The sequence below is a fragment of the Brevibacterium daeguense genome (genome assembly GCF_021729135.1).
Taxonomy (GTDB): Bacteria; Actinomycetota; Actinomycetes; order Actinomycetales; family Brevibacteriaceae; genus Brevibacterium; species Brevibacterium daeguense.
In genome coordinates this window covers 45,810-63,286 of record NZ_JAJTWW010000016.1, presented here as the reverse complement: position 1 = coordinate 63,286, position 17,477 = coordinate 45,810, and the positions used below count along the sequence as shown (strand labels likewise).

The window sequence follows — 17,477 nt, the reverse complement described above, 5'->3', positions numbered from 1 at the left end:
CCGGTAACGCGAAAGTGCGGAAGCGACACGATATATCGCGTCACTTCCGCACTTTCCCCTCAGCCGCCACACTTTCGCGCTGCCGTCAGGTATGGCGGGGTGCTTCAGTGCATCAGTGCCTGGGGGTCTCGCCCTCGGCAGCGCCGCTGACGTTGCTCTCCGGGGCGTCGGCCGAATCCGGATCAGCGGAGGCGTCGGTGTCGGCGGTGACCGCCTTGGCAGCCGGAACAGCGGTCTCGGAGACCTTCGGGGTGATCGAGGTGGACTCGGACTCGCCCTGCTTGGACGCGGGAGTCGTTCCGACGGGGCGGGCGTCGGCCGGGCGATTGCTCGGCAGCGGCGTCGACCACGGATCGTCGACCGGCTGGGCCTTCTTCCATACGAAGTAGGCGATGCCGGCCAGACCGCCGAGGGCCAGGATCCAGATCAGCACGGTGGAGAATCCGCCGCCGTCCGACTGCTTCTTCTTGGCCCGAGCCCTGTCCGCCGTCTTGGTGAAGTCCTTGCCCGCGCGAGCCAGAGCCTTGATCGCGTGCTTCTTCGCCTTCTTGTCGCCGGTGACGCGCACTGCCAGCTCTTCGATCAGCTTCGGAGTCTTGGTGCTGGCGAGCAGCCCCGCCGCACCTGTCGCGGCACCACCGACACGACCGACGATCTCCGGACGGATCTGCTCGTCGAAGCGGTTCCTGGCGGCACCGGCCTGATCACGCATCTGGGTGTTGAGCTGGTCGAACTGCGGACGAATCTGATCGGCAGTGGACTGGATCTTCTTGCTGGCACCGTGCAGCACGGGAGCAGCGGCGGCGCCCCCGGCAGCGACTGCGGCGCTGGCCTTCTCGAAGTAAGGGGCGGTGGCCTCGACTGCATCGGCCGAACGTGCGCGGATGATGTCGCCGACGGCGTGTGTGACGTCGCTGACTTCTTCCTTGAGAGTCTTGGGCTGGGTCTTCTTCTTGAACATCTTCACCCTCCGAAACGGCGGTGCCGTTAGTCGATTTGTACGGCGACATCGTCGAATGCCTCCGGCTTCGTCATGGACAGTCTACTGGTAACGCACACTGCCGAAACCGTCCCTGCCGCGCAATTGTCTGAGGGTTCTCTCAGTGAGGTCTCAGACTGCGGACGGGTCGAGTACCTCAGTCCAAGGGCACCGGTCCGAGCACCTCGGTCGGACGGCGCCCGGTCCGCGCGCCTCAGCTTGTCGTGGAAGAATGAGGGGCATGACGATAGCAACTCAGCAGGCGATCCTGCACACCAACCACGGCGATGTCACCCTCAACCTGTTCGGCCACCACGCGCCGAAGACGGTTGCCAACTTCACCGAGCTGGCCACCGGTGAGCGCGAGTTCACCGACCCGAAGACCAAGGAGCAGGTCAAGCGTCCGTTCTTCGACGGACTGACCTTCCACCGGATCATCCCGCAGTTCATGATCCAGGGCGGCGACCCGCTCGGCACCGGCAGCGGCGGCCCCGGCTACACGTTCGACGACGAGATCCACCCGGAGCTCCAGTTCGACAAGCCCTACCTGCTCGCGATGGCCAACGCCGGCAAGCAGATGGGACGCGGCACCAACGGCTCGCAGTTCTTCATCAGCACCGTGGCCACCCCATGGCTCAACGGCAACCACACGATCTTCGGCGAGGTCGCCGACGACGCCTCCAAGAAGGTCGTCGACGCGATCGAGGCCGTGCGCACCGCACCCGGTGACCGCCCGGTCGAGCCCGTGGTCATCGACTCCGTCGAGGTCCTGCCCGCCTCCTGATGTCGGACCACCCCACCCGGCCCGAGGCGCCCGCGCCGGTCCCAGCTGACTGGCGGCCGCCTCGGGCCTGGATGACACTGGCCCTGATCGCTGTGACGGTCGGGGCCTTCGTGTTGCAGTACATCCCGCCCCTGCACCTGGTCGAGCGGTTCGGCTTCGTGCCGGCGCTCGCGGCGGAGCAGCCGTGGCGGGTGCTGACCCATGCGCTCGTCCATCTGCAGCCCTCGCCGGTGCATCTGGCGTTCAACATGCTCGCCCTGTACTTCTTCGGCACCTTCGTCGAGCGCGCACTGGGCCCGGCCCGGCTGCTGGTCACCTATGTGCTCAGCGCCCTGGGCGGGGCGGTGTGCGTGCTCCTCGTGGCGAACCCTGCCGACGTCTCGTGGTTCACCGTGCACATCGGCGCCTCGGGCGCGGTGTTCGGGCTGGTCGGCGTGCTGCTGGCGCCCACCCGGGAACTCAATCGCAACATCGGCGGCGTGGTCGTGCTCGTGCTGCTCAACGCGGCGTTTCTGCTGGTGGAACCCAGCATCTCGTGGGAGTCGCACCTCGGCGGGCTGATCACCGGTGCGCTGCTCGGCTGTGCTGCGCTGCTGCCGCCGAGGCGCCTGCGCCCTGCCGTGTTCGCGCTCGGTTCGCTCGTGGTGCTGTTCGCGCTGGCGGGGCTCTATCTGTGGAAGATCATCAGCGTGGCGAGTTTTCCACAGGTGTTGTCCACACTGTAGAAAACTGACAGTCATGTGTTTTCACTGCTCATCGGATCGGCCGGTCCGAGCAGACGTTCCGCTATTCGCAGGAATATCCCCGTCACCGGCCCGATCCCGAAGGCGTAGAGCAGAGTGCCGACGAAGAACACTCCGCCGAGCGCCCAGCCGACCGCCATCACGGCGATCTCGATGCTGGACCGGACGAGGGTGATCGACCTGCCGGTGCGCTCGACCAGACCGGTCATCAGCCCGTCGCGCGGGCCCGGACCGAAGTTCGGGATGATGTAGAGCACCGTCGCCACGCCATTGAGGACGATGCCCGAGAGCATCAGGAGGATGCGCAGCCACAGTGCCTCCGGCGGGGAGACGACCAGCAGCGTCAGGTCGATGAACACTCCGACCAGCACCGCGTTGGAGATCGTGCCGAGCCCGGGCCGCTGCTTGAGCGGGATCCACGCCAGCAGGACCAGCAGGGACATGCCCACGACCACGACGCCGACGGAGAGCGGGAGGTGATTCGCGATGCCCTGGTGCAGGACGTCCCAGGGCATGTTGCCCAGGCCCGCGGCGATCATCAGGCCGGCGGAGAAGCCGTAGAGCACGAGCCCGAGGTAGAGCGCCAGCAGCCGGATCGGCAGCGGTCGGTTCGCCAGCAGCCGGAAGCTGCCCTGGCGGCTCATCCGAGCAGGATCTTCGTTGCAGGTCGGGCGGATCGCTGCGCGGCCGGTGCGGTCGGAGCCTTCGCCGCTGGTGCCTTCGCCGGTCCCGCGGGCGGTGTGATCCCTGGTCCGGTGCGACCTGTCATCGCCAGCGCGTGGACATCACGAGGCCCGCCACGAGGATCGCGAATCCGGCGACGAGGTTCCAGTTGCCCCACGCCTCGACCGGCCAGTTGCCGGAGGTGACGTAGAAGACGACCAGCCAGGCCAGGCCGAGCAGGAGGATGCCCACCATCACCGGCACGAACCAGCGCGGGTTGGGCTTGATGGTCTGCTGGCTCGACTCCGAGGTGTACGTGGAGGTCGTGCGCGAGGTCGACCGCTTGGCGGGATTGCCGGAGCGGGAGTCGCGCTTGGCCGAGGCCTTCGCTCCCGCCCTGCGGCCGCCCGCGGCCTTGGCCTCGGGCTTCTTCTTCGCGTCGGGCTTCTTCTCCGCGCCCGTGTCCTTCTCGCTGCCGGCATCCTTCGTGGCGCCGGCGTCGGCCTTCTCCGTAGCCTCGGCCTTCTCCGTGGCGCCGGCCTTGGCTGCGGCAGCCTCTGCGCCGTCCGCCGTCTCCTCCGACTCGGTCGGTGCGGTCGTCAGATCCTCGGTCGCCTCGGCGCTGGACGCGGCCGCGGCATTCCGCGAAGTCCGGTGAGTTCTGTTCGGGCGGCTCGACTTGGCCACATTTCTCCTCTGATGCCGGGCCGGGGCCGCACAACTCGCGCGCGAGTTGGGGTCCTATTGCGCCGGTCGGTACATTGGTCTGCAGGACAATCACCTGAAGTCTACTCGCACCGCCCGCCCGCGTGCATACCCGAAGGGCACCGCCATGTCCACGCTCGTCTCCCGCCTGTCGGTCCTCGTCGTGCTGGTGCTGTGCGGACTCCTCATGACCACGTCGGCGCTCGAAGCGCGCGGCACTCAGCTGCGCAACGAGGATTCCTCCCTCCAGGACATCATCGAGCAGCGCTCCGATCGCGGCGAGGACCTGCAGCGCATCGTCTCCGAGCGCCGGACGTCCATCGAAGAGCTGGAGGAGGCCGCGGCGGGCGGAGACATCGAGGCCCAGCAGGCCCGGTCCCGGGCCGATGAGCTCGCCGCTGCCGCCTCGACTGCGGAGATCAGCGGGGACGGTGTCACCGTGACGCTGGACGACGGCCCCCGGGAGGCGCTCGAGATCGAGGGCACCACCCCGAACGACATCCTCATCCACCAGCAGGACCTCGAAGCCGTCATCAACGCGCTGTGGCGGGGCGGAGCCGAAGGGGTCACCGTGCAGGACCAGCGCATCGTGGCGACCTCCTCGGTCCGGTGCGTGGGAAACACGCTGCGCGTCAACTCCCGCGTCTACTCTCCGCCGTACACCATCAGCGCCGTCGGGGATCCGGCCGAGCTGCAGCGGGCGCTCGACGAGTCGCCGGCCCTGTCCGTCTTCCGGGAGTACGTCGACCGTCTAGGATTGGGCTGGAAAGTCGAGGCGGGATCGGTCACGCTCAGCGCGTACGAGGATGCGCTCGACGTCGATCAGGCGAAGGTGAAGCAGTAGTGGACCAACCGATGTCGCGCAGGGAGCGGATCGCCAACGAGCGTGCCGCCGGCGAGGCGCCCGACGCCTCGGCCGCGGCCTCCCCGACGAGCGAGCGACCGGTGATCCGCCCTGCCGAGCGCAGATCAGCCTTCCGTGACATCACCGGGCCGGCGACGCAGCCGGTGCAGGCGGTCGGCTCATTCTCGGCCGCTGCCCAGCCCACCCCCCGCACCTTCGACTCCCGCTCCACCCGGTCCCAGCCCGCCGGCTCCCCGTCGTCCGCGTCGGATCCGCGCGCGGCAGTGGCGGCCGCCTTCGCCCAGCCGCACAGCGGCGAGGAGGCGCCAAGGCAGCCGGGGAACGAGCAGTCAACCCGGCAGCGGCAGGAGAGGGAGCCGCTCGGCCCGGTGCGGGCCGCCGTGCGCGGCTTCGGCGAACTGTGCATCACGGCCGGCCTCATCCTCATCCTGTTCGTCGTCTGGCAGCTGTGGTGGACCGACATCGAGGCCAATGAGGACAACGCCTATCTTGCCGACCAGCTCACGAGCGAGTGGGCGGAGAACCCCCGCAACGAGCTGCCGCCCGATCCGGAGACCCCGGTCGTGGCCGAGCCGGTGGACATGAACACCGCCTTCGGCATCATGTACATCCCGCGGTTCGGCGAGGACTACTACCGCACGATCGCCGAGGGCGTGTCGATGGAGCCCGTCCTCAACCGGATGGGCCTGGGCCGCTACCCGAACGCCGCGATGCCCGGTGAGGTCGGCAACTTCGCCCTCGCCGGCCACCGGGTGACGTACGGGAAGCCGCTCAACCTCATCGCGGAGCTGCGGCCGGGCGATGAGATCGTCGTGCAGACCGCCGACGGCTACTACACCTACACGTTCCGCAACTTCGACATCGTGCTGCCCGACGCCACCGAGGTGATCGCCCCCGTGCCGTCGATGCCCGAGTTCAAGGGCAAGGACCGGATCCTCACCCTGACCGCATGCAACCCGATGTTCTCCGCGCGGGAGCGCTACATCGCGTACGCCGAGCTCACGGACTGGCAGCCCGCCGCCGAGGGTGCCCCGGAGAGCATCAGCGAATCACCGGCCTTCGCCAAGGCCACGGGAGGGGAGGCCTGATGTACGGCTTCATCTGGCGGCACCTGCCCGGCAACTGGTTCGTCAAGCTGCTGTTCGCCCTGGTGCTCATCGCCGCGGCGGTGTTCCTGCTCATGGAGTTCGTGTTCCCCGCGGTCGCCCCCTACATGCCCTTCAACGAGGCAACCGTGACAGACGACGGAGGCCCGGCATGACCGCGGCGCGGATCCTGGTGATCGACAACTACGACAGCTTCGTCTACACCCTCGTCGGGTACCTGCGCGAGCTCGGGGCGGAGACGACCGTCCTGCGCAACGACGACCTCACAGCCGCCGAGCTTCCGGCCCGCCTCGCCGACTTCGACGGGGTGCTGCTCTCACCAGGCCCCGGCACACCGGCCGGCTCGGGGATCTGCCCCGACATCGTCCGCCACTGCGCCGAGCGCTCGCTGCCGCTGTTCGGCGTGTGCCTGGGACACCAGACGCTCGCAGCGGTGTTCGGCGCCACCGTCGATCACTCGCCCACCCTCATGCACGGCAAGACCTCGGAGCTCACCCACACCGGGGACGGGATCTTCGCCGGCTGCCGCAACCCGCTGATCGCCACCCGCTACCACTCGCTCGCGGTGGTCGACTCGACAGTGCCGACCGACGCCTTCGAAGTCACCGCGCAGACGGTGGACGGCGTGATCATGGGCATCGCCCATCGCAGCGCACCGCTGGCCGGGGTCCAGTTCCACCCCGAGTCCGTCCTCACCCAGGACGGCTATCAGATGCTCGGGAACTTCCTCGCCCAGTGCGGGATGCCCGAGGCGGCACGGGCCGCTCACGGCCGCTCGCCGATCGCCTCGGCGGACCTGCGGGGCTGAGCCCGCGGGACTCCTCCGCGGACTTCTCCGCCAGCTCCTGCTGCCACGTGCGCAGCAGCGCCGAGCGGACCGCGCCGAGGTCGATCTCCGCCAGGTCGCCGACCAGCCGCAGCCGTCCCGAGCCGCCGGTCATGTCCTTGGGCACCAGCGCGATGACCTTGTAGCCGGCCGCCATCGCCGCCTTGATCCCGTCTGCTCCGCTGTCGACCGCGACGCCGTAGCGCGCGGGAATCCCCAGCTGGTGGACGGCGAGCAGGTACCCGTAGGGGTCGGGCCGCCCTCTGCAGACCTCGTCGCCGGTGAGCAGCAGATGCGGGCGCGGCAGCACCATGACCTCGCAGAGCCGGCGCACCCAGCTGCGCGGCATCGACGACAGGAAGGCGACCTTCGCCCCCGAGCTCAGCGCCCGATGCAGGAACGTGCGGGCCGACGGGTGCAGGGTCATCCCGTCGAGCGCCCGGATCAGATGGCTGTGGATCCGCAGCCGCATGAGCTCTGCGGTCACCCGGGTGCCGGTGCGGGCGCTCACGGCGTCGGTCAGCGCAGTGCTGATCTGCTGCAGATCGCCGGTGCTGAGGGCGAGGACGAGGGCATCGGGCAGCCGGTCGGGGGTCTCGACGCGGTAGTCGGACAGCACCTGCCGGCTGACGGCCTTCCACAGCGCGGCCGCGTCGAACAGGACCAGGTCGATGTAGACGACCACCGACCACGGCAGCGGCTGCTCGCCGGGGTCGTCGGCACGTCCGGGAGCGAGCTCGGTGGCGCGGGCGGCCGGGGCGGGGGGATGGGGGATTACGAGGGGGGACGACTGCACAGTGCGATTATGGCTCAGTCGTCATCGCCGCGATCCCGGGGGTTCGGGATGTCGTCGCGAGTTCGGCCGCTGTTCCGGTCGCCGTCGCCTCCAGGTCGGCTGTCCGGCCTCCCGTCGCTGCCCGAGGCGCCCGGGCTGGGCAGGGACGGGGCGGTCCTGGTCGGGCTCGGGGACGGGGTCTCCGGGGCGGTGGCCACCGTGATGGTGATGGTCGCGCTCTGCTCGACCTCGCCGCCGCCCGGGGTGCTCTGCTCGAAGACCTCACCGGCCTCGTGCTCACCGGTCTCCTGCTCCTCGACGGAGCATTTCAACTGGTGGTCCGCGCTCTCCAGGGTGCTGCACGCCTCCTCCTCGGTCATGCCGAGCAGGTCCGGCACGTCGACGCGCCCGGTCGAGAGCACGATGTCGACGTTCGAGTCGACGGCCACCGTGGTCCCGGCCTCCGGACGGGTCTCGATCACGCTGCCCGCCTCGACATCGGGGGAGTTCTCGCTGATGTTGTTGCCGGCGGTCAGCCCTGCGTCGCCGAGCAGCTGCCGGGCACGGGATTCGGAGTCACCGGACACGTCGGGGACCTCGACCGATTCCGGTCCGGTCGACACGTACAGCGTGATCAGGTCGCCCTCCTGGACCTGGGAGCCGGCGGTCGGGTCGGTGCCGACCACATTGCCCTCGGCGACCTCGTCGTCGGGGGTCTCCTCCCGGTCGACGGTCAGGCCCTGCTGCAGCAGATAGGACTCGGCGTCGTTGGCGCTGCGGTCACGCAGCTCCGCGAGCTCGAAGGTGACGATCTCCGGCTCCTTGGACAGCGTGTACACCCACAGGCCCAGACCGGCCAGCACCAGCACGAGCAACGCGCTGCCAACCCACATCCAGGTGCTCTTCCGGGAGTCCCGGGGGTCCTCCGGCGACTCGTCCCGAGCCAGAGTGGCGATCGCATTGGTCTGCGGCGCCTGCGCCATCGCCTGGGTGGGATCACCCAGGTGCGGCTGCGCGGGGTGTGCCAGGTGCGGCTGGGCGATCGTCGCCCCGTCATGCGGGTAGACGGCTGCCGCGGCGGCACCGGCGGCCCCACCGGCCAGTGCCCCGGCACCGAAGCCTGCGACGCTGCCGAAGGCCTGGGTGGCGGCGGTGTCACCGCCGTCGAGGCTGAGCGGGCGACCGTCGCGCGCCGCGAGCACATCCTCGCGGAAGGTGAAGGCGTCCTGGTAGCGGTCGTTGCGGTCCTTCCGGAGCGCGTGGAGCACCAGCCGGTCGACGGCCGGCGGGATCTCCGGGTTGAAGTGGGAGGGCGGCTTGGGGTCCTCGCCGACGTGCTGGTAGGCGACCGCGAGCTGGGAGTCGCCGACGAACGGCGGCCGGCCGACCAGGAGCTCGTAGAGCAGGCAGGCGGTCGAGTAGAGATCGGAGCGGGCGTCGACGATCTCGCCGCGGGCCTGCTCGGGGGACAGGTACTGGGCGGTGCCGATCACGGACTGGGTCTGGGTCAGGCCGCCCGTGTCCTCGAGGACGCGGGCGATCCCGAAGTCCATCACCTTGATGTCGCCCTCCGGCGTCAGCATCACGTTGGCGGGCTTGATGTCGCGGTGGACGATGCCGTTGCGATGGCTGTACTCGAGTGGGGCGAGGACGCCGGCGGTGACGTCGAGCGCCTCGCGGACCGTGAGGGTGCCGTGGTCGCCCAGGACCTGGCGCAGCGTCTGCCCCTCGATGTACTCCATGACGATGAAGGGAACGTGGACGACGGCGCCGCCGATCTCACCGGTCTCCTCACCGGAGTCGTAGACGGCGACGATGCCGGGGTGATTGAGCCCGGCCGCCGACTGCGCCTCGCGCTTGAGGCGGGCGTGGAAGGACGGGTCGCGGGCGAGATCGGAGCGCAGTAGCTTGATGGCCACGCGCCGGCCGAGCCGGGTGTCCATCCCCTCGTGGACCTCGGCCATTCCGCCGCGACCCAGCAGTTCCCGGACCTCATAGCGTCCGGAGAGCATCCGCAGTGCGCTCATCTATTCTCTCCATCGGGGGCGGCGGCATGCTCATCGAGGCTCCCGCCGCCGCTCATCAGTCTGCTCTGGTTCTGGGGGTCGGGGACCTGGCCGAGAGCGCCGCCGGTGCTGCCGCCGCCCTGGCCGCGGCCGGGGTTCTCGCCCTGGCCGCTCTGCGCGCCGTCGGCGGGATTGTCGCCGTCGTCGGCGGGAGGCTCGTTCTGGCCGCCGTCCTGGCCGCCGTCCTGGCCGTCGTTGCCGTCGGGAGCGGTGTCCTGGCCGCCGCCGTCGCCGGTGCTGCCACCGCCGCCGGTGTCGCCGCCGTCTCCGGTGTCGGTGTCGCCGCCCGGAGGCTGGGGCTGCGGTGCGGTGTCGCCATCGCCCTGGTCGGGCTCGGGCTGCTGATCCGGCGCGGGCTCCTCGACGGGCGCCTCGGCGGGTCCGCCGGAGACTTCGAGGGTGACGGTGTCGCCCTCGGAGAACTCGTAGCCGTTGCTGCCCTCGCGGACATCGGCGACGGTTCCCGAGGCGCGCTCGGAGTCGACGGTGACGGTCTCGACCTCCAGACCCAGGCGTTCGAGGTTCCGGGTCGCGGAGCTCTCGCTCAGACCGATGTAGTCGTCCGGATCGATGGTGATCGTCTCCGCGGTCTCCGACGGCGAGGAGGAGGTCGTCTCGACCGGCGCGGGGTCGAGCTGGGGGCCCAGGAACAGCCACAGGACCCAGCCGAGCCCGACCAGGGCGAGGACCACGAGGATGCCGACGGCGATCTTCGGGCCCTTGGGCTTCCGGTCCGCCGGCGCGGTGAGCTCGTCGTCGCCGTTGCCCTCGGCAGTGGCCGCCAGTGTCGGGTCGTGGTAGCCGTCGGCCCCGCCCTCGGCCGCCTGCGCGCCGTGTGCGCCTGCCAGCGCTCCGGCCGCGGCACCACCTGCGGCGCCGGCTGCCGCCGCCGGCATCACCCGGGTGGAGGAGTCGTCGGACTGGTTGAAGACGCGGGTGACCGCCTCGGTCGCAGTGGCACCGGCCGCCATCTGGGGGACCGCCGCCTCGGCCGCCGCGACGTCCCCGGCCATCAGCGCGCGGGCAGCCGTGGCGACGGCCTGCCCGTTGTCGGGCCGGGCATCCGGATCCTTGGCGAGCATCGAGTCGACGAGGCGCCGCACGGGCTCGGAGATCGTGTCCGGCAGCGGTGGGTGCTCGCGGTTGACCTGCGCGATGGCGATCTCCACCTGGGATTCCCCGGTGAAGGGACGCTCCCCGGCCAGCGCCTCGTACATGATGATGCCGAGCGAGTAGAGGTCGGACTTGGGTGTGGAGCCCTTGCCGGTGGCCTGCTCCGGCGCCAGGTACTGGGCTGTGCCCATGACCTGGCCGGTGCGGGTCAGCGGGGCCTGATCGGCGACGCGGGCGATGCCGAAGTCGGTGATCTTGACCCGGAAATCGGGGGTGACGAGGATGTTGCCGGGCTTGACGTCGCGGTGGACCACGCCGGCGCGGTGGGCGGCGTTGAGCGCCTGCGCCGCCTGCGCGCCGATGTCGAGCACGTCCCGCTCGGGCATGCCGCCGTTGCGGTCGAGGATCGCCGACAGCGCCTCGCCGGGCACGTACTCCATCACGAGGTACGGCGAGCCGTTCTCCTCGCCGTAGTCGAAGACCCCGGCGATGCCCGGATCTGACACGGCTCCCATGCTGCGGGCCTCGGCGCGGAACCGGTCGAGGAACGTCTGATCGCTCAGATACTCCTCTTTCATGATCTTCGCGGCGATCTCGCGCGCGAGCACGGTGTCGCGTCCGCGCCACACCTCACCCATGCCGCCGATCGCGATCCGGCTGGTGAGCTCGTACCGGTTGCCCAGCAAGGTTCCTGCGTTGGGCCTCATTCCTTGATCACCGCTTCCATGACTGCTTTCGCGATCGGTCCGGCCGTGCTGCCGCCATAGGCCTCGCTGCCGGCCCGGCCGCCGCTCTCGACGACGACGGCGACCGCGACCTGCGGGTCGTCCGCCGGAGCGAAGGATGTGTACCAGGCGTGGGGTGCCGCGCCCTCGGCGTGCTGCGCGGTGCCGGTCTTGGCCGCGACGTCGATCCCGGGGATCTGTCCGGCCGAGCCCGTGCCGTCGGTGACGACGCTGACCATCATGTCAGTCAGCTCCTGAGCGGTCTCACCGCTGACCGGTCGCGAGAACTCGCGCGGGGACGGCTCTTCGATGAGGTCGAGTGTGCGGGCATTGCGCACCTGGTCAATGAGCTGGGGGTGCATGAGCTTCCCGTCGTTGGCGATCGCCGCGGAGACCATGGCCATCTGCAGCGGGGTGGAGCGGACCTCGAACTGGCCGAGGGCGGACTGTGCGAGCTGCGGCGGATTGGTGTCGGCGGGGAAGCTCGAGGCACTGACGCGCAGCGGGATCTCCATGTCCTCGCCGAAGCCGAACTCCCGGGCCTGGGTCTCCATCGCGTCCTGGCCCAGGGTCATGCCGAGGTCGGCGAAGGAGGTGTTGCAGGAGATGCGCAGCGAATCCGCCAGCGAGATCGTCCCGCTGCCGCAGGCGCCGCCGCCGGAGTTGCGGATGGTCGCGGTGGTCTGGGGCAGGTCGAGCTCCGCCGGGCCGTCGAGCATGGTGTCCGGTTCGTACTCCCCGGACTCGAGCGCGGCGGCCGCGGTGACGATCTTGAACGTCGAGCCCGGCGGGTAGAGATTGCCGCCGATGGCGCGGTTGTAGGCCGGGTTGTCCTCGTCGGCGATGAGCCGGTCGTAGGCGTCCTGGGCCGCGCTGTGGTCGTGGGTGGCCAGCGCGTTGGGATCCCAGCCCGGGGTGGAGACCATCGCGAGCACGTCGCCGGTCTTCGGGTCGAGCGCCACGGCAGCGCCCTTCTGCCCGCCGAGCGCATCCCATGCGGCCTTCTGCGCGGCGGGGTCGACGGTGATCTCGATCGCGGCGCCCATCGGCTGGCGGCCCGTGAGCCAGTTGGTGATCTTGTCGTAGAACAGCGCGTCATCGGTGCCGGCGAGCAGGCTGTTCTCCGTCTTCTCGAGGTTGGTCGCGCCATTGGTCACCGAGAAGAAGCCGGTGATGTTCGCGTACATCTCCGGGGACATGCCGTCGGCGCCGTAGGTGCGCTGGAATTCGTAGACGTCGTCGACCGGCACGGAGTAGGCGATCGGCGTGCCGTCGACGAGGATCGGCCCGCGCTCGCGGGAGAGCTCCTCGATGAGGGTGCGGTTGTTGAGCTCGTGCTCGCGCAGGTTCTCCGCCTGGAAGTACTGGATCCAGCTCGTCGAGCCGAACAGCAGGGCGAACATCACGAAGCCGACGAGGGCGACGTGGCGCAGGGGCTTGTTCATCGCTGTTCACCTCCTGGAGGCCGGGTGGGGCGGATGGGCGGCTGTGCAGTGGTCGGGGCGTCGTCCTGCGAGATGCGGGGGCCGGGCTGTTGGGCGCCGCTGTCCTGCCGGGCGGGCGCGTCGCCCCACGGGATGGGCGCCTCGGCGTCCTCCGCTGTGTCGCGACGCCTGCCCAGCCGTGCGGTGCGGTTGTGGGACTCGGGGTCGTCGGAGTCGTCGGCGACGACCGTGAGGACGCCGGTCTGGAACTCCTCCGCGGGCCTCCTGGCGGCGTCGGAGATCCGCAGCAGCAGGCCGATGATGATCCAGTTCGCGATCAGCGAGGAGCCGCCGGCGGCCAGGAACGGGGTGGTCAGGCCGGTGAGCGGGATGACCCGGGTGACGCCGCCGATGACGATGAACACCTGGAGCGCGATCGTGAAGGTCAGGCCCGCGGTCAGCAGCTTGCCGAAGCCGTCGCGGACGCGGGAGGAGATCTTCATGCCACGCTCGAACAGGATGACGTACAGCATGAGGATGGCGAACAGTCCCACCATGCCCAGCTCCTCGCCGAGCGAGGCGTAGATGAAGTCCGACTCGGAGTAAGGCACCACCTGAGGTCGGCCCTCGCCCAGCCCGGTGCCGGTGAGGCCGCCGCTGGACATGCCGAACATGCCCTGCACGAGCTGGTAGGAGCCGCCCGGGGACTTGTTGTACTCCTCAGGCGTCAGCGCGCCCAGCCAGCCGTCGATGCGCTGCTGGACGTGGCTGAACATGAAGGACGCGGCGACGGCGCCGAGCGCGAACATGCCCAGTCCGAGGAAGATCCAGGTCTTCTTGTTGGTGGCCACGTAGAGCATGGCGACGAACAGCCCGAAGAACAGCAGCGAGGTGCCCAGATCGCGCTGGAACACGAGGATGCCGACGCTGGCGACCCAGGCGATGATGATCGGGCCGAGGTCGCGCAGGCGCGGGAACCGGATGCCGAGGATCTTGGGGCCGGCGAGCACCAGCTGGTCGCGGAAGCTGACGAGGTAGCCGGCGAAGAACACGGCCAGCAGGATCTTGGCGATCTCACCGGGCTGGAACGAGAAGGGGCCCAGGCGGATCCAGATCCGGGCGCCGTTGATGGTGGTGCCCAGGCCCGGGATCAGGGGCAGCAGGAGCAGCACGATGGCGGCCAGGCCGCACGTGTAGGTCAGGCGGCGCAGCAGCCGGTGGTCGCGGACGAAGAACACCACGAGCGCGGCGAGCACAGTGCCCAGCGTCATCCAGACCAGCTGCGAGGTGGCGGTCGAGGACTCCTTGGCCAGGTCGATCCGGTAGATCATCGCCAGGCCGAGGCCGTTGAGCAGGATCGCCACCGGAACCAGGATGGGGTCGGCGTATTTGGCCCGCCACCAGGTCACGACGTGCAGGCCCAGGCCGAGGACGGCCAGCCAGATGGTGTAGCCGTAGACATTGCCCGGCACGGTGTCCCGGACGCCCAGACCCACCAGCGCATAGGCGCCGGCGGAGATCACGACGGCGAGCAGGATCAGCAGCAGCTCGGCGATGCGATAGGTGCGCGGACCCCGCGCCTCAGGCTGCTCGCTCGGGCTCTGCGCCGGAGCGAGCTCGGGTGAGTAGGTCATCGGCGCGCCTCCGCGCCGGCAGCAGGCGCTCGCAGCGACTGCTCGTCGGGCGTGGGTCTCTCGCCGGATTCCGGCGCCGGCGGCGCGGGGTCGGGCGATCGGGTGGCGTCTGCGGCGCCGCCCTGCAGGTCGGCTGCGCGGGCGTTGGACTCCGCCTCCTGGCGCAGGGTGGTGACGACGTCGGCGGCGGCCTCGCGGCTGCCGGCGGGGATGGTCTCCTCGAGGCGCTTCTGCGAGAAGGTCGACAGCTGGTCGACCTGGACGTCGGTGGTCTCCTCGAGGGTGCCGAGGTCGATCGGCCCGAAGGTCTGCGGGATTCCGCGGTAGATCGCGACGACTCCGGTCTCCGCGCCTACGTAGTACTGGCTGCGGATGAAGTTCCAGCTGATCACGCCGGCCAGCGCGATGGCGCCGAGCACCAGCAGCGTGATGACCAGGGTCACGATCGGGCGGCGCCGGCGGGGGGTGGGCTCCTCGCCCCAGCCGCCGAACTCGTCGTCGTAGTCCTCCTGGGCCGTCCGACCGGTGGCGGAGGCGTGGTCGGCCGACGTGCGCTCGCCGGGTGCGGTCGTCGTGGCAGTGGCACCGGCGGCACCGGCTGCGGCGGTGTCGGCCCCCGAGGCGTCGGTCGTCCGGCCGTGATAGCCGGGGGGCAGCGGCTGCGTGTCCACCTGTTCGGCGTCCTCGGCCCGTCGCGAGCGTTCGCGGTGCTCCGCCCGGTCGCCTCGGCGGGTCCTGGCCCGGGGCTCCGCGGCGGCGTCCGCGGCAGTGGTGAGCTCTGCGGTGTCGGCCTCGTCGGAGGCGGTGACGACGTCGAGCGGACCGGTGGGGACCGCCTCGGTCGGCACCTCGGACCGGCCGAGCATCGAGTACTGGGGGTTGATCCGGACGGAGCCGACCTCCTCGCCGAGGGCCGCGGCCCCGGACAGGACGCTCTCATCGGCTTCGACGACGTCGCCGATCACCACCGTGATGTTGTCGGCACCGCCGCCGGCCAGCGCGAGGTCGACGAGCCGCTCGCAGCACGCGTCCGGGTCCGCGATCGAGGTCAACGTCTCCCGGATGTCGGCGGACGCGGCGAATCCGGTGAGGCCGTCCGAGCACAGCATCCAGCGATCACCGATCCGGGTGTCGCGCAGCGAGAGGTCGAGCTCGGGGGAGGCGCCGACGTCGCCGAGCACCCGCATCACGACGGAGCGCTGCGGGTGGGATTCCGCCTCCTCCTCGGTGATGCGGCCCTCGTCGACGAGCATCTGGACGAAGGTGTGGTCGTGCGTGACGAGGGTGACCTCGCCGTCCCGCACGAGGTAGGCCCGGGAGTCGCCGATGTGGGCCAGCGCCAGCCGATTGCCGGTGCGCAGCAGCGCGGTCACGGTAGTGCCCATGCCCGCGAGCTCCGGCTGCTCGATCACGCAGTTGGCGATCCGCTCGTTGGCGTCGAGGATGGTCGAGCGGAGGACGTCGAGGGTGTCCTGGCCCTGATCGGGGCGGTCGAGCTCGGCCAGCCGGGCCACGGCGATCGCCGAGGCGACATCGCCGCCCGCGTGTCCGCCCATCCCGTCGGCGACCAGCAGGAAGTTCGCTCCCGCGTAGCCGGAGTCCTGGTTGTTCTTGCGGACCAGGCCGGTGTTGGAGCGGGCCGCCGATCGCAGCATGATGTTCTCGGTGCTCACGGACGCAGCTCCATGGTCGTCTGGCCGATGGTCACGGGGGTGCCGATGCGCAGCGGCACAGCCGCGGTCAGTCGCTGCTGGTTGATGAACGTGCCGTTGGTCGAGCCCAGATCCTCGACGTACCACTGTCCCTGGCTGGGCAGGATCCGCGCGTGATGGCTCGAGGCGAAATCGTCGTCGAGGACGACGGTGTTGTCACCGGAGCGGCCCAGCGTGATCGGCCCGCCGCGCAGGGCGACCACCATCCCGGTGAGCGGACCCGACGTGATGTACAGCTCCCGAGGCGCCTGCGGGGCCGGGGGAGGCGAGGCTGCCGGGATGGGAGCGGGCAGGGGCTGCGCTGCGCCCGGTGCCGGTGCCGGTGCCGGTGCCGGTGCCGGCTGCCTGCCGCGGGCGCCTCGGCGGCGCTGCGCTCGATTCGAGCGACGGCGCGGTCCGAAGAGGTCCTGACGCAGCACACCGGCGATGAGGAAGACGAAGAGCCACAGCAATGCGAAGAACGCAAACCGCAGCACCATGACGGTGAACTCGCTCATCGGCCTCCCATTTCGGCTTCGCGGAAGATGACAGTGGTGTCCCCGGCGGTGACGGCGACCCCGTCCGTCAGTGTGACTGCGGTGACGCGGCGGCCGTTGATCAAGGTTCCGTTGGTGGAACCGAGATCGGTGAGGACGGCCTGGTCGCCGGAGACGGTGATCTCGAAGTGACGACGGGAGACCCCCGGGTCGTCGAGGACGATGTCGGCGCTGTTGGAGGAGCGGCCGAAGACGGTCGTGCCCTGGGAGAGGCGGTGCGGAACTCCGCCCACCTCGATCGTGGGCAGGAGGTCGACCGGCGGGCGACGCGGAGCGCGCGCCGGAGGTTCGCCGGCGGCCGGGGAGACGACTCGGCGCGGGCTGGTCTGGGTGTGGGCGTAGGCCTCGGGGACGACGGGATTGGCCCGCGACGGTGGGTCGTAGCCGCCACGGCTGGGCGGCTGGGCGGCCGGTGAGCCGTCGGGTCGCTTGGTGGCTGCGCGGACCCGGTACATGCCGGTGTCGAGGTCCTCGGCGGCCTCGAGGGCCACGATGACCGGCCCGACGAAGCTGTAGCCCTGATCGACCGCGTGATCGCCGACGACCTGTCGGAGGTCGGCGCGAAGTTCGGCCTCGATCGGCTGGAGGCGCTCGTAGTCGTGCTGCGAGAGCTCGATGATGAAGCTGTTCGCGGTCAGCGTGCGCCCGCGGGAGACCACCGCGGCGCGGGTGTCCGCCTCCTTGCGGAGGGCGCCGGCGAGCTCGACGGGCTCCACCTGCGACCGGAATGCCTTGGCGAAGGCGCCGTTGACCACGCGCTCGATGCCCTTCTCGAAGCGGTCGAGTACGCCCATGGTTCGCCTCCTTCGGGCCGTAGTTCC

17 protein-coding genes are annotated in these 17,477 nt (G+C 70.2%); 6 read left to right on the top strand and 11 right to left on the bottom strand.

Going from position 1 to position 17,477, the window contains the following annotated elements:
• Positions 1 to 112 precede the first annotated feature (112 nt).
• Positions 113 to 961 (bottom strand): hypothetical protein, encoded by an 849-nt coding sequence (locus LXN01_RS12825; RefSeq protein WP_236865775.1) that lies wholly within the window; start codon positions 959 to 961, stop codon positions 113 to 115.
• A 259-nt stretch (positions 962 to 1,220) separates the two neighbouring features.
• Here LXN01_RS12825 and LXN01_RS12820 point away from each other — a divergent pair, with 259 nt between their 5' ends.
• Positions 1,221 to 1,763: a peptidylprolyl isomerase gene (locus tag LXN01_RS12820; RefSeq protein ID WP_236865773.1), complete on the top strand. Its 543-nt coding sequence runs from the start codon at positions 1,221 to 1,223 to the stop codon at positions 1,761 to 1,763.
• 71 nt (positions 1,764 to 1,834) lie between these two features.
• Entirely contained in the window at positions 1,835 to 2,488 is a 654-nt protein-coding gene (locus tag LXN01_RS12815) for a rhomboid family intramembrane serine protease (protein ID WP_236865771.1), read from the top strand.
• A gap of 11 nt (positions 2,489 to 2,499) precedes the next feature.
• Here LXN01_RS12815 and yczE read toward each other — a convergent pair whose 3' ends face one another.
• Together yczE and LXN01_RS12805 are read right to left on the bottom strand one after the other, a co-directional pair.
• Positions 2,500 to 3,150, bottom strand: coding sequence for a membrane protein YczE (gene yczE, locus LXN01_RS12810; protein WP_236865769.1), 651 nt, complete (start codon positions 3,148 to 3,150; stop codon positions 2,500 to 2,502).
• A gap of 121 nt (positions 3,151 to 3,271) precedes the next feature.
• A complete protein-coding gene (locus LXN01_RS12805) occupies positions 3,272 to 3,856 on the bottom strand; it encodes a cell division protein CrgA (protein ID WP_236865767.1) in 585 nt (194 codons plus the stop codon).
• A 145-nt stretch (positions 3,857 to 4,001) separates the two neighbouring features.
• On the opposite strand from LXN01_RS12805, the gene LXN01_RS12800 reads away from it, so the two are divergent.
• Genes LXN01_RS12800 through LXN01_RS12785 form a run of 4 tightly spaced genes read left to right on the top strand, consistent with a single transcriptional unit; the run spans position 4,002 to position 6,653 of the window.
• Positions 4,002 to 4,718 (top strand): DUF881 domain-containing protein, encoded by a 717-nt coding sequence (locus LXN01_RS12800; protein ID WP_236865766.1) that lies wholly within the window; start codon positions 4,002 to 4,004, stop codon positions 4,716 to 4,718.
• A complete protein-coding gene (locus tag LXN01_RS12795; protein WP_236865764.1) occupies positions 4,718 to 5,827 on the top strand; it encodes a class E sortase in 1,110 nt (369 codons plus the stop codon). Before LXN01_RS12800 ends, LXN01_RS12795 begins: the two co-directional genes overlap by 1 nt.
• Positions 5,827 to 6,000 (top strand): hypothetical protein, encoded by a 174-nt coding sequence (locus LXN01_RS12790; RefSeq protein ID WP_236865762.1) that lies wholly within the window; start codon positions 5,827 to 5,829, stop codon positions 5,998 to 6,000. Before LXN01_RS12795 ends, LXN01_RS12790 begins: the two co-directional genes overlap by 1 nt.
• Positions 5,997 to 6,653, top strand: coding sequence for an anthranilate synthase component II (locus LXN01_RS12785; RefSeq protein WP_236865761.1), 657 nt, complete (start codon positions 5,997 to 5,999; stop codon positions 6,651 to 6,653). The genes LXN01_RS12790 and LXN01_RS12785 overlap by 4 nt, the downstream gene beginning before the upstream one ends.
• On the opposite strand, the gene LXN01_RS12780 is transcribed toward LXN01_RS12785, so the two are convergent.
• From LXN01_RS12780 to LXN01_RS12745, 8 genes are read right to left on the bottom strand one after another with little or no spacing between them, the layout of a single operon-like run.
• On the bottom strand, positions 6,538 to 7,467 hold the full coding sequence (locus LXN01_RS12780; RefSeq protein WP_236865760.1) for an HAD family hydrolase: 930 nt from the start codon (positions 7,465 to 7,467) through the stop codon (positions 6,538 to 6,540). The genes LXN01_RS12785 and LXN01_RS12780 overlap by 116 nt on opposite strands.
• A 14-nt stretch (positions 7,468 to 7,481) precedes the next feature.
• A complete protein-coding gene (gene pknB, locus LXN01_RS12775) occupies positions 7,482 to 9,473 on the bottom strand; it encodes a Stk1 family PASTA domain-containing Ser/Thr kinase (protein ID WP_236865759.1) in 1,992 nt (663 codons plus the stop codon).
• A complete protein-coding gene (locus LXN01_RS12770) occupies positions 9,470 to 11,332 on the bottom strand; it encodes a protein kinase domain-containing protein (protein ID WP_236865758.1) in 1,863 nt (620 codons plus the stop codon). Before LXN01_RS12770 ends, pknB begins: the two co-directional genes overlap by 4 nt.
• Positions 11,329 to 12,795 (bottom strand): peptidoglycan D,D-transpeptidase FtsI family protein, encoded by a 1,467-nt coding sequence (locus LXN01_RS12765; RefSeq protein WP_236865757.1) that lies wholly within the window; start codon positions 12,793 to 12,795, stop codon positions 11,329 to 11,331. The genes LXN01_RS12770 and LXN01_RS12765 overlap by 4 nt, the downstream gene beginning before the upstream one ends.
• On the bottom strand, positions 12,792 to 14,408 hold the full coding sequence (locus LXN01_RS12760; protein ID WP_236865756.1) for an FtsW/RodA/SpoVE family cell cycle protein: 1,617 nt from the start codon (positions 14,406 to 14,408) through the stop codon (positions 12,792 to 12,794). Before LXN01_RS12760 ends, LXN01_RS12765 begins: the two co-directional genes overlap by 4 nt.
• The gene (locus LXN01_RS12755) at positions 14,405 to 16,081 is read right to left on the bottom strand and encodes a PP2C family protein-serine/threonine phosphatase (protein WP_236865755.1); all 1,677 of its coding nucleotides are present in this window, start codon (positions 16,079 to 16,081) and stop codon (positions 14,405 to 14,407) included. The genes LXN01_RS12760 and LXN01_RS12755 overlap by 4 nt, the downstream gene beginning before the upstream one ends.
• Positions 16,078 to 16,617: an FHA domain-containing protein FhaB/FipA gene (locus LXN01_RS12750; protein ID WP_236865753.1), complete on the bottom strand. Its 540-nt coding sequence runs from the start codon at positions 16,615 to 16,617 to the stop codon at positions 16,078 to 16,080. The genes LXN01_RS12755 and LXN01_RS12750 overlap by 4 nt, the downstream gene beginning before the upstream one ends.
• The gene (locus LXN01_RS12745; protein WP_236865751.1) at positions 16,614 to 17,450 is read right to left on the bottom strand and encodes a DUF3662 and FHA domain-containing protein; all 837 of its coding nucleotides are present in this window, start codon (positions 17,448 to 17,450) and stop codon (positions 16,614 to 16,616) included. The genes LXN01_RS12750 and LXN01_RS12745 overlap by 4 nt, the downstream gene beginning before the upstream one ends.
• Positions 17,451 to 17,477: the final 27 nt, after the last annotated feature.

Excerpts from the sequence above, each read along its gene's own strand:
- LXN01_RS12825 (WP_236865775.1), bottom strand. The coding sequence starts at position 961 with ATGTTCAAGAAGAAGACCCAGCCCAAGACTCTCAAGGAAGAAGTCAGC.
- LXN01_RS12820 (WP_236865773.1), top strand. The coding sequence starts at position 1,221 with ATGACGATAGCAACTCAGCAGGCGATCCTGCACACCAACCACGGCGAT.
- LXN01_RS12815 (WP_236865771.1), top strand. The coding sequence starts at position 1,835 with ATGACACTGGCCCTGATCGCTGTGACGGTCGGGGCCTTCGTGTTGCAG.
- yczE (WP_236865769.1), bottom strand. The coding sequence starts at position 3,150 with ATGAGCCGCCAGGGCAGCTTCCGGCTGCTGGCGAACCGACCGCTGCCG.
- LXN01_RS12800 (WP_236865766.1), top strand. The coding sequence starts at position 4,002 with ATGTCCACGCTCGTCTCCCGCCTGTCGGTCCTCGTCGTGCTGGTGCTG.
- LXN01_RS12790 (WP_236865762.1), top strand. The coding sequence starts at position 5,827 with ATGTACGGCTTCATCTGGCGGCACCTGCCCGGCAACTGGTTCGTCAAG.
- LXN01_RS12785 (WP_236865761.1), top strand. The coding sequence starts at position 5,997 with ATGACCGCGGCGCGGATCCTGGTGATCGACAACTACGACAGCTTCGTC.
- pknB (WP_236865759.1), bottom strand. The coding sequence starts at position 9,473 with ATGAGCGCACTGCGGATGCTCTCCGGACGCTATGAGGTCCGGGAACTG.
- LXN01_RS12770 (WP_236865758.1), bottom strand. The coding sequence starts at position 11,332 with ATGAGGCCCAACGCAGGAACCTTGCTGGGCAACCGGTACGAGCTCACC.
- LXN01_RS12765 (WP_236865757.1), bottom strand. The coding sequence starts at position 12,795 with ATGAACAAGCCCCTGCGCCACGTCGCCCTCGTCGGCTTCGTGATGTTC.
- LXN01_RS12760 (WP_236865756.1), bottom strand. The coding sequence starts at position 14,408 with ATGACCTACTCACCCGAGCTCGCTCCGGCGCAGAGCCCGAGCGAGCAG.
- LXN01_RS12750 (WP_236865753.1), bottom strand. The coding sequence starts at position 16,617 with ATGAGCGAGTTCACCGTCATGGTGCTGCGGTTTGCGTTCTTCGCATTG.
- LXN01_RS12745 (WP_236865751.1), bottom strand. The coding sequence starts at position 17,450 with ATGGGCGTACTCGACCGCTTCGAGAAGGGCATCGAGCGCGTGGTCAAC.